This is a genomic window from Marinobacter changyiensis, from assembly GCF_009193265.1.
Classification (GTDB): domain Bacteria; phylum Pseudomonadota; class Gammaproteobacteria; order Pseudomonadales; family Oleiphilaceae; genus Marinobacter; species Marinobacter changyiensis.
In genome coordinates this window covers 269,827-286,220 of record NZ_VZZZ01000005.1, presented here as the reverse complement: position 1 = coordinate 286,220, position 16,394 = coordinate 269,827, and the positions used below count along the sequence as shown (strand labels likewise).

15 protein-coding genes are annotated in these 16,394 nt (G+C 57.5%); 8 read left to right on the top strand and 7 right to left on the bottom strand.

Annotated elements, in window-relative coordinates; all coding sequences use genetic code 11:
* Position 1 precedes the first annotated feature (1 nt).
* Both F6Y09_RS14765 and F6Y09_RS14760 read right to left on the bottom strand, forming a co-directional pair.
* Positions 2-1,000: a serine/threonine protein kinase gene (locus tag F6Y09_RS14765; protein WP_152207697.1), complete on the bottom strand. Its 999-nt coding sequence runs from the start codon at positions 998-1,000 to the stop codon at positions 2-4.
* A 9-nt stretch (positions 1,001-1,009) separates the two neighbouring features.
* Positions 1,010-1,432 (bottom strand): hypothetical protein, encoded by a 423-nt coding sequence (locus F6Y09_RS14760; RefSeq protein WP_152207696.1) that lies wholly within the window; start codon positions 1,430-1,432, stop codon positions 1,010-1,012.
* A gap of 226 nt (positions 1,433-1,658) precedes the next feature.
* Between F6Y09_RS14760 and F6Y09_RS14755 the strand changes: the two genes are divergently transcribed.
* Entirely contained in the window at positions 1,659-2,771 is a 1,113-nt protein-coding gene (locus F6Y09_RS14755; protein WP_152207695.1) for an NAD(P)/FAD-dependent oxidoreductase, read from the top strand.
* A gap of 13 nt (positions 2,772-2,784) precedes the next feature.
* Here F6Y09_RS14755 and F6Y09_RS14750 read toward each other — a convergent pair whose 3' ends face one another.
* Positions 2,785-3,525: a ComF family protein gene (locus tag F6Y09_RS14750; protein WP_152207694.1), complete on the bottom strand. Its 741-nt coding sequence runs from the start codon at positions 3,523-3,525 to the stop codon at positions 2,785-2,787.
* Positions 3,526-3,584: 59 nt separating this feature from the next.
* Here F6Y09_RS14750 and bioB point away from each other — a divergent pair, with 59 nt between their 5' ends.
* The 6 genes from bioB (at position 3,585) to F6Y09_RS14720 (ending at position 10,936) form a co-directional block, all read left to right on the top strand.
* Entirely contained in the window at positions 3,585-4,643 is a 1,059-nt protein-coding gene (bioB, locus tag F6Y09_RS14745; protein ID WP_152207693.1) for a biotin synthase BioB, read from the top strand.
* Between the two features lie 10 nt (positions 4,644-4,653).
* On the top strand, positions 4,654-5,844 hold the full coding sequence (gene bioF / locus F6Y09_RS14740; protein WP_152207692.1) for an 8-amino-7-oxononanoate synthase: 1,191 nt from the start codon (positions 4,654-4,656) through the stop codon (positions 5,842-5,844).
* Positions 5,845-5,862: 18 nt separating this feature from the next.
* Complete coding sequence (gene bioD / locus F6Y09_RS14735; RefSeq protein ID WP_152207691.1) at positions 5,863-6,555, top strand: dethiobiotin synthase; 693 nt, start codon at positions 5,863-5,865, stop codon at positions 6,553-6,555.
* A 51-nt stretch (positions 6,556-6,606) separates the two neighbouring features.
* Positions 6,607-6,852: a flagellar biosynthesis protein FlgE gene (locus F6Y09_RS14730; protein WP_152207690.1), complete on the top strand. Its 246-nt coding sequence runs from the start codon at positions 6,607-6,609 to the stop codon at positions 6,850-6,852.
* Between the two features lie 319 nt (positions 6,853-7,171).
* Positions 7,172-8,971, top strand: coding sequence for an acyl-CoA dehydrogenase C-terminal domain-containing protein (locus F6Y09_RS14725; RefSeq protein WP_152207689.1), 1,800 nt, complete (start codon positions 7,172-7,174; stop codon positions 8,969-8,971).
* 174 nt (positions 8,972-9,145) lie between these two features.
* Positions 9,146-10,936 (top strand): acyl-CoA dehydrogenase C-terminal domain-containing protein, encoded by a 1,791-nt coding sequence (locus F6Y09_RS14720; RefSeq protein ID WP_152207688.1) that lies wholly within the window; start codon positions 9,146-9,148, stop codon positions 10,934-10,936.
* Between the two features lie 104 nt (positions 10,937-11,040).
* Here F6Y09_RS14720 and F6Y09_RS14715 read toward each other — a convergent pair whose 3' ends face one another.
* The 4 genes from F6Y09_RS14715 to leuS all read right to left on the bottom strand — a co-directional run bounded on the left by F6Y09_RS14715 (position 11,041) and on the right by leuS (position 15,617).
* A complete protein-coding gene (locus F6Y09_RS14715) occupies positions 11,041-11,304 on the bottom strand; it encodes a hypothetical protein (protein ID WP_152207687.1) in 264 nt (87 codons plus the stop codon).
* 146 nt (positions 11,305-11,450) lie between these two features.
* The gene (gene holA, locus F6Y09_RS14710) at positions 11,451-12,449 is read right to left on the bottom strand and encodes a DNA polymerase III subunit delta (RefSeq protein WP_152207686.1); all 999 of its coding nucleotides are present in this window, start codon (positions 12,447-12,449) and stop codon (positions 11,451-11,453) included.
* Positions 12,446-13,027: an LPS-assembly lipoprotein LptE gene (locus F6Y09_RS14705; RefSeq protein ID WP_246180547.1), complete on the bottom strand. Its 582-nt coding sequence runs from the start codon at positions 13,025-13,027 to the stop codon at positions 12,446-12,448. Before F6Y09_RS14705 ends, holA begins: the two co-directional genes overlap by 4 nt.
* Before the next feature lies 1 nt (position 13,028).
* Positions 13,029-15,617 (bottom strand): leucine--tRNA ligase, encoded by a 2,589-nt coding sequence (gene leuS, locus F6Y09_RS14700; RefSeq protein ID WP_152207892.1) that lies wholly within the window; start codon positions 15,615-15,617, stop codon positions 13,029-13,031.
* Between the two features lie 194 nt (positions 15,618-15,811).
* Between leuS and F6Y09_RS14695 the strand changes: the two genes are divergently transcribed.
* Entirely contained in the window at positions 15,812-16,390 is a 579-nt protein-coding gene (locus F6Y09_RS14695) for a zinc ribbon-containing protein (RefSeq protein WP_152207684.1), read from the top strand.
* Positions 16,391-16,394 lie beyond the last annotated feature (4 nt).

Sequence of the window (16,394 nt, the reverse complement as noted above, 5' to 3'; positions counted from 1 at the left end):
CTCAAATCTGGCCAGGTATCGCTATGGATGGGGCCTGCAGTGCGGCGAGCTGTTCCCTCAATGCCAGAATCTGATCCGACCAGAAGCGCCCTTGGGTAAACCATGGAAAGAAGCGCGGGAATGCCGGGTCCTCCCAACGTCGCGCCAGCCAGGCGCAATGGGCGATTTGCCGGTAACAGCGCAAGGGTTCGATCAGGTGGCGTTCGCGACGGTCAAAATCCCGGAACATCTCGTAGCCTTCCAGCAACTCCCCGAACTGGGCGCCCTGCTCAAACTCATCGCCGTTGAGCAGTAACCACAGGTCCTGAATAGCCGGCCCGGTGCGACAATCATCCAGGTCGACAAACAATATCTGTTCGTTACGGACCAGAATGTTGCCACCGTGGCAATCACCGTGCAGGCGAAGCGTGTGAACGTCACCGGCATCGTCGATACGCCGTTTGCAGTTTTCGATCAAGTCAGGGATCAGGCTGTCCCAGGCCGGGCGGAGATCATCCGGTACCCAGCCATTATCGGTAAGGTACCGGCTGAAATCGGTGATCCCGGACAGGATCGAAAGGGTGGGGCGGGTCTCGAAGGCCGAACAGTCACCCACGTTGTGGAGCTGCCCCAACCATTGCCCCAGCCGATAGAGCGTAGCCTGCATGCTGGTATCGGGAGCCTGACCGCCGCGCTGATCAAAAACAGCGAACAGGAAACCTTCGTGCTGGCCAAGAGTGTCGCCAGAGGGCATGACAAGTGGCGCAACCACAGGAATGCCGGCATCTCGCAGCTCCAGTGAAAACCGGTGTTCCTCACGAATCTGGGCCTCGCTCCAGCGACCGGGACGGTAAAACTTCGCGATCACCGGCAGACGGTCTTCTATGCCGATCTGGTAGACCCGGTTCTCATAGCTGTTGAGTGCAAACAACCGGCCGTTGATGACAAAGCCGGCGGCCTCGATAGCATCCAGAATAGTGTCCGGTTTCAAATCATCGTACGGGTGTGCGTTGGAGTTCATAAAGTCCTGTTAGCGCAGTGCCTGGGCTTTCTGGCGCATATCGCTGAGGTGGTACCAGTTTTCATCGAGTTCCCAGCGCACCCGGGAAATACCCGGGGTACTGAGCACAACGTCGCCCGCTCGGGCTTGCACATGGGCGAACTCCCGCTCTGCACGTTGCCAGTCACGGTGGTTTTCGTTCACGGATCGCATGCTCGGGAAAATAGCAACAAGAGCGTCTCGGGTCGACATGTCGTAGGAGCGCAGCGAGCTCATCACGGCGGTTTCTCCGTCCACCCGCAGGACCCGGTGCTGATACGGATAACTTGCGACCACGCTATCAGACCGAAGATGCTGATTGAGCGTGATAACCTCGAAGCCGCGCCAGCCTAACCAACCAACAAAAATTGCGGCCACCAGCATCACGATCATAAACTCCTTTCTATCCGACATTATCCTATCCGACATTATCTGCTCCGGGCTCCTTGCGTATCGACCTGTTACGGAGTCACGTGACTCTCTTGTGCACTGGTCTTGTTCTTCGGTTTAACCGCCCGCCAGTATAACGGTTTTTGAAGGGCTTTCGGAGTTTGTATCCAGAGCAATGTGTAAAAGGTAATGTCGGGTAACGACTTCAATTTTTTGCAGCACCGGACGGTCGGTGAGGGGAGAGAGCTGAATGGCAAAACGGGAGCAGCTTGACGCCGATGTTGTGGTGATTGGCGCGGGGGTGGTTGGTCTGGCCGTGGCCCGAACGCTGGCGATGTCCGGGCAGGAAGTCATCGTGCTGGAGGCGGGCGACCGGTTTGGTGAAGGCATTTCATCGCGAAACAGCGAAGTTATTCACGCCGGACTCTATTACCCGGAATCGTCCCTGAAAGCGACCCTGTGTGTTCAGGGTCGTCAGATGTTGTATCAGTACTGTGAGCACTACAAGGTTCGTTGCCGTCAAACGGGTAAATGGATCATTGCCTGTCACCAGGGCCAGCAGTCTGCGCTGGAGAGGGTTCGAAACCAGGCCGAGAAAAATGGCGTAGCGCTTGGCCATGCGGATGGCCAGCGGATTGCCAAAGCGTTACCGGGTGTCCGCGCTACCGCCGCGCTCTATTCGCCCCTGACCGGAATTATTGATAGTCACGGTCTCATGCTGTCGCTGCTGGGCGAGCTGGAATCCCATGGCGGAGCCCTGGTTTGTCGTGCCCCTGTCGAAACAGCCGCAAGCAATGGGACCCGGCATTTGCTCAAAGTGGGGGGCGCCAACCCCTGTGAAATCACTGCCCAACGGGTGGTAAATTCCGCAGGTCTGGCTGCTGTGCCGTTGGCAAGTGCGTGGGAGGGGTATCCCCGAACCCACTGTCCGACTCTACATTTTGCCCGCGGAAATTACTTCAGCTATTCCGGGCGCCACCCGTTCAATACTCTGGTTTATCCGGTACCCGAACCTGGCGGTTTGGGTGTGCACCTGACCCTTGATCTGGCAGGTCAGGCACGTTTCGGACCGGACGTTGAATGGATTGACCACCCGGATTACACCGTGGATCCGGCGCGTCGCAACGCCTTTGCCAGTGCGATCAGAAACTGGTGGCCCGATCTGGACCCGACCCGGTTGCAGGCCGCCTATGCCGGCGTGCGCCCCAAGTTGCTGGGACCGGAGGGCGGGTTCTGCGATTTCGATATCCAGGACCAGAGCGTGCATGGGGTGCCGGGCCTGATTCAGCTCTTCGGTATCGAGTCCCCCGGCCTGACCGCGAGCCTGGCGATTGCAGACTACGTGGCCGCCAGGTTGGAGTGAATCCCGGTGTTGGTTAACCCGGTGTCCGGGCCAGAGCCCAGACTTCCACCTCCTTCGCCCCTGCAGTTTTCAGTGCCTGGGCGAGCACTCGCGCGGTGGCACCGGTCGTCATCACGTCATCGATGATGGCGATCCGTGGCGGGGGTCGGCCCGTTATTACAAACGCTCCCTTCAGATTTGCCAGCCGCTGTTGCCGGTTCAGGCCCGATTGCGCCGTGCCGGCACGTTGCCTCTTTACCAGCGTTACGGACCAGGGCACGCCAATGGACAGGCTCAGGAGTTCGGCAATGTCCTCGGCCTGGTTGAAACCACGCTTGCGCTGTTTTGCCGGATGCATCGGGCTTGGGATAAGAATGTCCGGGCGCTGCGTCGGTGCGCAGGCCAGGTGTGTGCTGACCGCGTTAACGAGAATACGGATCAGGGGGCGCCCCAGCGAGCGCTGGTGATTGTATTTGTAACGGCTGATCAGGCGATTGACCGGAAACTGATAGCGTAGCGGTGTAATCACACGGTCGAACGATGGCGGGTGCTTGAGGCACTCGCCACACAGAACCGGCTGGTCCGGTGCAAACGGCAAGGGCAGGGCACACTGGCGGCAATGCTGGTGGTTGTAAGGCAGAGCGTTCAGGCAGGCAGGACAAAGCCCCTGGCCTTGAAACCCGGCACAGCAAGCGACGCATTGGCCGGGAAGAGTGAGGCTGCTGTTAACCCTCTGAACGATTTGGGTTGACAGCAGTTTCAAGCGCTTTATCATTTGTTCAATCCTTGAACCTGGCCTAATCCGCGAACCGACAAAACTAACAGGATACCCCGATGACTGCCACCGCCCTCCGCCACGACTGGTCCCTCGAAGAAATTCGCAACCTTTTCCTGATGCCGTTCAATGACCTGATCTTCAAGGCCCAGTCCACCCATCGGAATTATTTTGACCCTAATGAAGTCCAGGTCAGTACCTTGCTCTCCATCAAGACCGGTGCCTGCCCGGAAGACTGCAAATACTGCCCTCAGAGCGGTCATTACAATACCGGTCTGGAAAAGGAAAAACTGCTGGAGATTGACAAGGTCATTGCAGAAGCGAAAGCGGCGCGGGCAAAGGGCGCCTCACGGTTTTGCATGGGCGCCGCCTGGCGCAGCCCGTCGAAGAAAGATATGCCCTATGTGGTGGACATGGTTCGCCAGGTCAAAGCTCTGGGCCTGGAAACCTGTATGACCCTCGGCATGCTGGAAGAGCACCAGGCCCGGGAACTGGCCGATGCCGGGCTGGACTATTACAACCACAATCTTGACACCTCCGAGAAATACTACAGTCACATTATTACCACCCGGACCTATCAGGACCGCCTGGATACCCTGGAGAATGTCCGTAAAGCCGGCATGAAAGTTTGCTGTGGCGGCATCATGGGGATGGGTGAAGACCTCGATGACCGGGCCGGCCTGCTGATGCAGTTGGCCAACCTGCCACATCACCCTGAAAGTGTGCCCGTTAACATGCTGGTGAAAGTGGCTGGCACCCCGATGGAAAACGTGGCAGATCTCGACCCCTTTGACTTCATTCGTACCATTGCGGTGGCTCGCATCGTTATGCCTGCCTCCCATGTGCGTCTGTCCGCAGGTCGGGAAGACATGAACGAGCAGATGCAGTCGCTGTGCTTTTTGGCCGGTGCCAACTCGATTTTCTACGGTGAGAAACTGCTGACCACCGCAAATCCGGAAGCAGATAAGGACCGGGAACTGTTTCGTCGCCTGGGGATCCGCCCGGAGCAGCGTGAAACCGAACATACCGAAGATGAGCGTGCAGCAGCGCTTGCCGAGGCTGTGGAGGCCGAGCGCACCCGGCATCTGTTCTACGATGCCGCCCGACAATCCGCCTGAGGTTTCTGGTATGCGTGATTTCATCCGGGAAATTGACGAACGAAAAGCGCTTGGGCTGTACCGGACCAGACGCGTGGTCAGTGGGCCCCAGCAACCCCGAATGACGGCGGACGGGGAAACAGTACTGGCGTTTTGCAGCAATGATTATCTTGGCCTGGCGAATCATCCGGCATTGATTGAGGCCGCGAAATCAGGGCTGGAGACCAACGGTCTGGGCGGCGCCTCCTCCCACCTTATTTGCGGCCATCATCAGGCGCATCACCAACTGGAAGAACGGCTGGCGGCGTTCACGGGCCGGACCGGCGCGCTGTTTTTCTCAACAGGTTACATGGCGAATATGGGTGTGATTTCGGCGATGGCTGGCCGAGGCGATACCATTTTTTCTGATGCGCTCAACCACGCCTCGATTATCGACGGCTGCAAGCTGAGCCGGGCCACTATCCGAACCTATCCTCACGGTGACACCGACACCCTGGCAAACCAACTCGCAGAAACCGGGGGCCACAAGCTGGTGGTGACAGACGGGGTGTTCAGCATGGACGGCGACATAGCGCCTCTGCGGGAACTGGCCCGGCTGTGCAAGCAACATGACGCCCTGCTGGTGGTTGACGACGCCCACGGTTTTGGTTGTGTCGGCCCTCAGGGTCGCGGTTCGGTATTCGCTGAAGGCCTTACCGAGGATGAAGTGCCGTTGGTGATTGGTACCTTCGGCAAGGCCTTTGGTTCCAGCGGCGCCTTTGTTGTGGGGCCAGCGCCACTGATGGACTACCTGGTCCAGAAGGCCCGCACCTATATCTACACTACAGCAATGCCGCCCGCCCTTGCGATGGCCAGTCATGCAAGCATTGATCTGGTCGAACATGAAGACCCACGGCGGCAGCACCTGCAGCGATTGATTGAGCGATTCCGGTCTGCCATGAAGGATCTTGGATACTCGTTATTGCCCTCAAGCACGGCTATCCAACCGGTTATGGTCGGGGACGCAAAGGCGGCACTGAGATTAAGTGCCGATCTGGAAAAGCGCGGTTTGCTGGTCACGGCGATTCGCCCGCCAACCGTTCCCAGGGGCACCTCCCGGTTACGGGTCACCCTGAGTGCCAGTCATACCGAGGCTGATCTGGACCGCCTGATTGAAGCCTTTGCGGCGTGTGCGCCGGTGACCCGATCGGATGTCCAGCCCGCAATCGTTACCCCCCATTGATCCATCAGGACCCACTCCTTGGCTAAAAAAACGTACTTCGTCACCGGTACCGACACAGGGGTCGGTAAAACATTGATCTCGGCGGCGATTCTTCACGCCGCGAATAAAGTTGGCCTTCGAACCCTTGCCATCAAGCCGATTGCCTCCGGCTGCGAGCAAACCCCGGAGGGGCTGCGCAACGAGGATGCCCTGATGTTGCAGCACGCCATGTCCGAATCAGTGGCCTATGATCAGGTTAATCCGGTTGCCATGGCCCCGGCGATCGCTCCCCATGTGGCAGCGGCCCAGGCAAATCGCCAGCTCAGTGCTCAACGCCTGGTGGGGTTTTGCCGGGGGCTGCAGCTTCGGCCGGCAGATCTCCTTATCATTGAGGGGGCAGGCGGATGGCGGGTGCCACTGAATGATCGTGAAACCTACGCTGAGGTACCTCGGGCATTGGAAGTGCCGGTCATACTGGTCGTCGCCCTCAAGCTCGGTTGTATCAATCATGCCCTGTTGACAGCCGAAGCCATTCGAGCCGATGGTCTGAAACTGGCAGGCTGGGTCGCAAACCGTCCGGAATCGGAGGCCATGGCCAATGAGGCCGAGACCCTGGACTATCTTATTCAGCACATGGGCGCTCCCTGCCTTGGGGTGGTGCCCTGGCAAGCCTCACCGGATCCGGCCGCCTTGACGGGCCAGATCAACATCACGTCGTTGATTGAAAATTAAACAGCAGTGTGGCCTAATCACGGTCTACATTAGCTGTTATGTGGTCGGCTTATGATCAGTAATATACTCGGTATTGGTATCCAGGGCAGACAGGATGGTCTTCAGGGCATGGAAAGCGCGGCCCGGAAAATAGCTCGTGGTGGCGTTGACGGACCCCAGGGTTCGGCCACCGGTGCCGGCGACCTGATCGAACCGATCATTGATCTGAAACTGTATCAGCGCAGCGTTGAGGCCTCCGCCCAGATAGTAAAGACGGCGGATGAAACCTTGGGTACGCTGCTCGATATCCGGGCGTAATCTCCGACGCTGTCGTGAACATAGCAGGCTCAACTGCACTCTCCTCAACTGCACTCTCCCCGAGACCTTGTCTACCCTCCCAACACATGCCGATGCCACCCGACAGACTGGCGAATTCTCCCTGTTTTCGATTACGTCTGGTTGCGTAAAGCAACACAAATGTTTGCGCCTCTGCTTGACAATACCTCTGTTACAAACGTATGTTTCAAACACCTGTTTAATTAATGCTGACGCTCCCTGCTGTCATGCCAGAGTAAAACCCAAGACCAGCGCAATGCAGCAATAGCTGCAGGCGAAACCGAAAATCATAGGTGGATGTATGCCCGACTATAAAGCGCCCCTGCGTGACATCAAGTTTGTAATGAGTGAACTGCTGGACAGCGAGCAGCACTACGCCAATCTGGAAGGCGCGGAAGACGCAACTCCCGATATGGTCGATGCCATTATCCAGGAAGGCGCCAAGTTCTGTGAGCAGGTACTGTCGCCACTGAACCAGGTCGGGGACAAGGAAGGCTGCACCTGGAGCGAAGACGGCGTCAGGACACCGACGGGCTTCAAAGAAGCTTATAAGCAATATGTAGAAGGCGGATGGCCATCCATGACAGCGTCACCGGAGAATGGTGGCCAGGGTCTGCCTGAATCTGTCGGCCTGGTGATGAGTGAAATGATGGGTACCGCCAACTGGTCCTGGGGCATGTACCCGGGCCTGAGCCACGGTGCGATTAACACGGTAGAAATGCACGGCACCGAGCAACAGAAAGACACCTACCTGTCCAAGATGATCAGTGGCGAGTGGACCGGCACCATGTGCCTGACCGAGGCCCACTGTGGGTCCGACCTGGGTACTCTGCGTTCCAGGGCTGAGCCGAACGCCGATGGCTCCTACAGCATCACCGGCACCAAGATTTTTATCTCCGCCGGTGAGCATGATATGGCGGATAACATCGTTCATATCGTGTTGGCCCGGCTGCCGGGTGCGCCGGAAGGCACCAAGGGTATCTCCCTGTTTATCGTCCCGAAGTGCCTGCCGAACGAGGACGGCTCAGTGGGCGAACGCAATGCCGTCACCTGTGGCTCCATCGAACACAAGATGGGCATCCACGGTAACGCCACCTGTGTGATGAACTTCGACGGTGCCCAAGGCTGGTTGATCGGGCCGGAGAACCGAGGTCTGAACTGCATGTTTACCTTTATGAACGTGGCTCGCCTGGGTACCGCGATTCAGGGCCTGGGCGCTGCGGAGCTGTCGTTCCAGGGCTCTCTGGCCTACGCCAAAGACCGTCTGGCCATGCGCTCCCTGACCGGCCCGAAGAATCCGGAGGGTCCAGCCGATCCGATCATCGTGCATCCTGACGTTCGACGGATGTTGCTGACTCAGAAGGCTGTTGCCGAGGGTGCTCGTGCAATGATTTATTACACCGCCCAGCAGGGCGATATTGTCCACCAGGGCAAGACTGAAGAAGCCCGCAAAGAGGCCGACGAACTGATGGGTTTTCTGACGCCTATTGCCAAGGCTTTCCTGACGGAAATCGGTTGCGAAGCAACCAACCTGGGCATGCAGGTATTCGGTGGCCATGGTTTCATCGCCGAGTGGGGCATGGAGCAGGTGGTGCGGGATGCCCGCATAGGTACGATTTACGAGGGCACCACCGGTATTCAGGCACTGGATCTGCTGGGTCGCAAGGTTCTGATGACCCAGGGCGAGTCATTGAAACGCTTCACCAAGCTGGTCCACGTGTTCTGCAAAGAAAACGCCGACAACGAACAAATGAAGGAATTCATTGAGCCGTTGCAGTCGATCAACAAGGAGTGGGGTGACCTGACCATGAAACTGGGCATGAACTCCATGAAGAACCGCGACGAAGTGGGCGCCGCCTCAGTCGACTATCTGATGTACTCCGGCTACGCCGTGTTCGCCTACCTTTGGGCACGTATGGCCGGGGTTGCACTGAACAAGATGGCAGATGGCACCACGGAAGAGAGTTTCTATAACGCCAAGGTCCAGACTGCGCGGTTCTACTTCAAGCGCATGTTGCCCCGCACCCGCACCCATGCGGAAAGCATGCTGGTCGGCGCGGACTCGCTGATGGATATGCAGGAAGACGCATTCGCCTTCTGAGGCGACATGCATTGATGATCGCAAGAAAGCCCGGGCTCTCAGGAGACGGGCTTTTTTTATAATGTCACCGGGACAACATGAGTGCGCACTCGCTTTCAGGTAAACTGGTGGTCTGAAAAATAAACCGGATTGGCATTTTCGATGTCGTTCTGAAGATTTCTGGAGAGTTAATCAATGGCTGACTATCAGGCACCCCTGCGCGAGATCCGTTTCACCCTCAACGAGGTTTTTGACGCGCCCGCGCTCTGGGCATCACTGCCCAGATTGGCAGAGCGCATCGACCCGGACACCGCTGATGCCATTCTTGAAGAAGCGGGCAAAATTACCAGCGGAGTACTGGCGCCTCTGAACCGCGAGGCCGATGAACAAGGCTGTAAATGGAATAACGGTGAAGTCACTACCCCTGAAGGTTTCCGTGAAGCCTATCAAACCATCGTAGAAGGTGGTTGGAACGGCCTTGGCGGCAACCCGGAGTTCGGGGGCATGGGCATGCCGAAGACTCTGGTGGCGCAGTTTGAAGAGATGCTCCAGGCTTCCAACATGGCGTTTGGCCTGGCACCCATGCTGACCGCTGGTGCCTGTCTGGCGCTGGATGCCCACGGCAGCCAGGAATTGAAAGAAAAGTACCTTCCCAACATGTATTCCGGTGTGTGGTCCGGCGCCATGGATCTGACCGAGTCCCACGCAGGGACCGATCTCGGCATCATCCGCACCAAAGCCCAACCCAATGATGACGGCTCCTACGACGTAACAGGTACCAAGATCTTTATTACTTGGGGCGAGCACGACATGGCCGAGAACATCATTCACCTGGTGTTGGCCAAACTGCCTGATGCCCCCAAGGGGCCAAAGGGTATCTCCCTGTTCCTGGTGCCCAAATTTCTGGTGAAGGACGACGGCGCCCTGGGCGAGCGCAACACACTCAGCTGCGGCTCCCTTGAAAAGAAAATGGGCATCAAGGCCTCGGCGACCTGTGTGATGAATTTTGACAGCGCCAAAGGCTGGCTGGTGGGTGAGCCCAATAAAGGCTTGGCGGCAATGTTCACCATGATGAACTACGAGCGTCTCGGTGTCGGCATACAGGGCGTTGGCGCCGCAGAAGCGTCGCTTCAGAGTGCTCGGGAATACGCCCTTGACCGGGTCCAGAGCCGTGCGCCCACTGGTGCCCAGCAACCGGACAAGGCTGCGGATCCCATCATCGTGCATCCGGATGTGCGCCGGATGCTGCTGACCATGAAGGGTTACATCGAGGGCGGGCGCGCGTTTTCAACCTATGTTGCACAGTGGCTGGATGTCGCCAAGTATGCCGATGACGACGCCCGTCGCGAGCACGCCGAAGGCATGGTGGCACTGCTGACACCGGTTGCCAAGGCGTTCCTGACCGATCGCGGGCTGGATGCCTGTGTGATGGGGCAGCAGGTGTTCGGTGGTCACGGTTACGTGCGTGAGTGGGGGCAGGAACAACTGGTCCGTGATGTTCGCATCACCCAGATTTACGAGGGTACCAATGGCATCCAGGCCCTTGACCTGATGGGCCGGAAAGTAGTCGGCAGCAAAGGGCGGCTCTATGAATTGTTCGCCGAGGATGTCGGCGCCTTTATTGAAGAGAACAGCACCGATGCCGCACTGCGCCCCTATCTGGAAACGCTGGCAGCGTCGCTGGAGCGGCTGTCGGATGTGACCGAGCACGTGATCAACCAGGCCGAGAACAACCCCGACGCGGTGGGTGCCGCTTCAGTGGATTACCTGGATCTGTTCGGTCTGACCGCATTGGGCTATATGTGGGCGAAAATTGTAAAGGCCGCGTTGCCCAGAGCTGAAGGGGATACGTCGGGCTTCTACACTGGCAAACTCAAGTCCGCTCGATTCTATTACGATCGCCTGTTGCCCAAAACCGTGGCTCTGGCGGAAGGGCTTCGTAGTGGCAGTGATTCGATGATGGCGCTGACTGCTGAGGAGTTCTAGGGCGGTCAGCTGAACTCCATTCGCGGTTGAAGTCGCTCCTACGGGTTGACGACGGGTTCGGCGTTGATTGTAGGAGCGACTTCAGTCGCGATGCTTTTGGTCCGCTATTTCAGGCGGTTCCTCAGGCGCTCGTAGCTTTGTTTGAGTTTGTCCCCCATTTCGTAGGCGTTGTTGCGAGCTTCCTTTGAGGCATCTTCAGCATCGTGGAAGACATCGTCCAGCTTTTGCCGGAAACGGTCCCAATAGACTTCCAGGTCGTCCCATTCGTCCTTGACGTCCTCTTTGGCCAGATGAAGCTGGACTCGAATTTCATCTCGATGCTGACGGATGGTTTCGGATAATTTGTTCAGATCGTCTTTGATGGTCATGCTAAACGCCTCCTTTTTGACGCAACTTGAAAATTCAACCATTCCTGTTTGGCACTAAAGGCAATAACGACTCTGCCTGTGCTTACAATGCGACTGAAGCTCAGAAACTGTCAAGGGGCAGGGCCGGAGGAGAAACTGGCCTGGCGTCAGGCGAGTGCGGTCGCCATCGAGCGAAGATAATGCCAGGGGCCGAGATCCCGGAATCCTTTTGATGCCCGATCGATATCACTGCAGCAAAGGATGGCGTCACGAAGTTGCTCAGGAGATAGCCTCCTGGCGGCGCGTTCCAGCGCCTTCATGCGCTGGGGTTGGCGGATACCCCGGGACTTCAGGAAGCCGGCCGGTGTTTCCCGGCGAGCCATGGCCTGCTGGAGTTCCACCACCAGGTGAATATCCCGGCTCAACACCGCAAGCAAACCGAGGGGGTTGTCGCCCTCCTGTTCAAGTGCTCCGATAATTTTATGGGCGTTGGGAACGTCACCCATCAACAGCTCGGTGACCAATTCAAAGAGGTTAAATCGGGCACTGTTTTGCACCGCTTGTTCGACGACGTCCTCATCGATGGTTTTACTTTTGCTGAACAGGGCGAGCCGGTCCATCTCCTGGCTGGCGGCGAGCAGATTGCCTTCGAGCCGATGCACCAGCATATCCAGTGCTCCCCGTGTCAGGGTAAGGCCCCGGGCTTTAGCCCTCTGTTGCAACCAGCCCGGAAACTTGTCCGGATCGATAGGCCATATGGTGACATGCACACCTTCATTCTGGAACGTTTTGTACCATTTACGACGGAGTTCGGCGGGATCGAGCTTCACGCTTATCAGCAGCAGCACAACATCGCCGGGTGTGGATGCCATAAATTGTTCGATGACATCCCGACCGTCACCCAGCTTGCCCGTCGGGAGGTGAATCTCGATGCGCCGCTTCTCGGCAAACAACGACAGCGCCCCGAATTCTTCCGCGACGGAGCGCCAAGCAAGTTGCCTGTCAGCATGGAACGTGATCCGGTCCTCGAAACCCGCGGCTCGGGCCGCCTTTCTTATGTCATCACAGGCTTCCTGCACCAATAAGGGCTCGTCCCCGGACACCAGATACACCGGTGCCAGCTTTTTGCCGAGCAGCTGGGTTAACTGGGCCGGAGTGGCTTTCATTGCGTGGACTCTTCCGCGCGCTTGCTTTCAGCTTCAGCGGCGTCCCGTAATACATCGATGCGCGATTCGGTGAGCGGAACCAGGCGGAAGATGATCTGCTGGGCCAGGCGTTGATAAAGCGTTTCCTGCAACTCCCGCTCTTCTCTTTGTTTGGCCAGTACATTGGTTTCATCGTACCGGTAGGTTTCACTGCTGCGCACGTCCACCTCAGCCACCAGAGGAATCTGGTCCGAGGTGACGACATCCATCGTGACCGTTTGCCGCAGATCGTATTCGGCCGCGGCGGCCTCAAGGGTAATCGCGCTGGCCCGCCGCTGCTGACTGAAATCATTCAGCCGTAACAGGTAGGCGGCCTCTTCGCTGCTGACCAGCGTGATGTCCCCCAGTTCAAGTTGATCCTTCACGGCGTTGCAGAGGTCTTCCGGGATATTGCTTGCGCAGACCACCGCAAGGGGCTGCAGGGCATCGGAAACCGGTGGCGCACCCCGGAGCTGAAAGCCGCACCCGGTAAGATACAGTGCCATCAACGCAACGGGGATAGCCTTCGGATGAAGCTTTGCGGAGCGGTCAGGCGTCATATCAGTTAGCCACCACATTGACGAGTTTGCCGGGCACCACGATCACCTTGCGAACGGTTTTGCCATCCACAAAGCGGATGACGTTTTCGTCTTCCAGAGCGAGGGCTTCCAACCCGGCTTTGTCAATGTCCGCCGGTACATCGGCTTTGGAGCGCACTTTGCCGTTCACCTGCAACACTACCTGGATGCTGGTTTTCACCATGGCATGCTGGTCCGCCACCGGCCATGTTGCTTCCACCACCGCGGTCTCATGTCCCAGGGCATACCAGAGTGAGTGGCAGATATGAGGCGTGATCGGAGACAGCGTCAGGACGGCAGTTTCCAGAGCCTCCTGGATCACAGCCCTGCCCTGGGGGGCGTCCTCTGGCAGTCGGTTGACCTCGTTCAACAGTTCCATCACCGCAGCAATGGCGGTGTTGAAGGTGATCCGCCGGCTGACATCGTCAGACACTTTGGCGATGGTTTCATGGGTCTTGCGACGGAGATCTTTCTCGGCACTGCTAAGGCTGCCAACATCCAGAGCCGGGCAGGGGCTATTGACGACGACGTGCTCATGGACGATGCGCCAGAGCCGCTTGAGGAAACGGTGGGCGCCCTCTACACCGCTGTCAGACCACTCCAGAGATTGCTCCGGCGGTGAGGCAAACATCATGAACAACCGCACGGTATCGGCACCGTACTGGTCAATGATTGCTTGTGGGTCAATGCCGTTGTTTTTTGATTTCGACATCTTGGTGGTTCCGCCGATTTCCACCGGCTGACCATCGGCTTTGAGGGTGGCCTGAATGACCTGACCCCGATCGTCTTTCTCCAGCGTGACATCGGCCGGGGAGATCCAGGTCTTACCGCCGTTCCCGTCTTCGCGGTAGTAGGTTTCCGCAAGCACCATACCCTGGCACAACAGGCGCTTGAACGGCTCCGAACTGGTCACCAGCCCCACATCCCGCATCAGCTTGTGGAAGAAGCGTGCATAGAGCAAATGCAGGATGGCGTGCTCGATACCCCCGATGTACTGATCTACCGGTAACCAGTAATTGGCTGCCTCCGGGTTCAGCATGCCTTTGTCGTAGTTGGGGCTGCAAAAGCGGGCGTAGTACCAGGAGGACTCCATAAAGGTGTCGAAGGTGTCGGTTTCACGCGTTGCCGGTTGGCCCTCGAAACTGGTTTTCGCCCACTCGGGATCGGCCTTGATGGGGGACTTTACGCCATCCATCTCCACATTCTCCGGCAACAGTACTGGCAACTGGTCCTCGGGCACCGGTCGCTCGGTGCCATCCGCCAGGGTCATCATCGGTATGGGCGCACCCCAATACCGCTGCCGGGATACACCCCAGTCTCGCAGCCGATAATTGACCGTGCGCTTGCCAATGCCTTCTTGCTCAAGAAAGTCCGCAATGGCCTCAAAGGCTTCTTCGCTGCTCAACCCGGTGTACTTGCCCGAAGAAACCAGCGTACCTTTTTCGGTGAAGGCCTCTTCGTAGGTATCAATTTCCCGGGTGTCGGTGGGCGCGATAACCTGCTTGATGGGCAGACGGTACTTGAGCGCGAACTCGTGGTCCCGTTCGTCATGGGCGGGCACCGCCATCAGGGCTCCGGTGCCGTAATCCATCAACACGAAATTGGCTACCCAGACCGGAATCAGCTCCTGGGTCAGCGGGTGGATGACATTCATGCCCGTATCCACGCCTTTCTTTTCCATCGTCGCCATATCGGCTTCGGCGGTTTTACTGGTCCGGCACTGGCTGATAAATTCGGCGACCTCCTGGCTGCGTTCCGCTGCCGCAAGAGCCAGTGGGTGTTCTGCCGCCAGTGCCATATAGCTGACGCCCATCAGGGTGTCGGGCCGGGTGGTATAAACCGTGATGTCATCCTCACGGCCTTTGAACCTGAACGTCAGCTCGGTACCAACAGATTTGCCAATCCAGTTGCGTTGCATGGTTTTGACCTGGTCCGGCCAGTCATCCAACTGATCCAGATCTGCCAGCAGTTCTTCCGCATAGTCGGTAATGCGGATAAACCACTGGGGAATTTTTTTCTTCTCGACCAGGGCACCGGAGCGCCAGCCGCGGCCATCCACTACCTGCTCATTGGCCAGTACGGTCTGGTCAACCGGGTCCCAGTTGACCGTGGCCATCTTCTTGTAGACCAGACCTTTTTCATAAAGCCGGGTAAAGAACCACTGCTCCCAGCGATAGTAATCCGGCTTGCAGGTCGCCAGCTCCCGGTCCCAGTCATAGCCAAAACCCAGCTGCTGGAGCTGGGTTTTCATGTAATCAATGTTGGCATAAGTCCATTTGGCGGGTGCCGTTTTGTTGCTGATGGCGGCGTTTTCTGCAGGCAATCCGAACGCGTCCCAACCCATGGGTTGCATGACGTTCTTGCCTTGCATGCGCTGGTATCGGGAAACCACGTCACCGATGGTATAGTTGCGAACGTGGCCCATGTGCAGCTTGCCGCTGGGGTAGGGGAACATCGACAGACAGTAGTACTTTTCTTTGCCCGGCTCTTCTTTCACGCAGAAGGTTTTGTTGTCGTCCCAGAATTTGCGTGCGTCCTGCTCAATGTCGCGGGGGCTGTATTGCTGATCCATTCCTGCCATTGCTGAGATTGCCTGTAGTTGGAAGCTGTTCGTGAAAACTGACAGTGAAAACGTGACCTGGAACTGTCCTTCACTGAGTGGTCAAGAGGTCAGATATTCTAACGTAACGGGGTCATTACAGGTAGTCTGCAAGGAAACACGACTTGTGCCAGACTAACTGTGAGCCAACACGAAGAGGTGACGCCATGACGGATTCCGAGCGACCCAAGTTTTCAGGTCAGGCACTTAAAGTTTACAACCGTATGCTTGCCAGGGTTGAGGCCCGGCTTGGTGAAATGGAAACCCGAACCCGGGAAACTCTCTGGGAAGAAATCGCCAACGCTGTTGAGTTCGAGAATGAGCTCGAGGAGATGACCCGGGAAGAAGTGGATTTGCTGGCGACTTACCTGCGCCGTGATCTTGAACATCTGATGAAGTTTGTTGATGAAACCGGGGAGGGTGTTGGCGAGTGGTTGCGGCTGGACCTGTCGCTGATTGAACGCCAGTTGTCGGACCTGCTGTTCTCCATTGCAGACAAGAGCCAGCTGGATACGCTGGAGCTGGACCAGAAACTTCACAACCACGATGTCGGGCATTACATCAGTGGTGAAATAGCGACTGCCGGGGTGCTGAGGTGTCTGTCATGCGGCCATATGCGCTGCCTTACCGCGACCAGCCACATTGAACCCTGCGAAGTCTGTAATTCCCACTACTTTGAGAGGGTGACCAGCAGATGGCCCCACAGTGAAGACGAGGAAACGCTGCCCACTGATGAGGAGAGCTGATAAC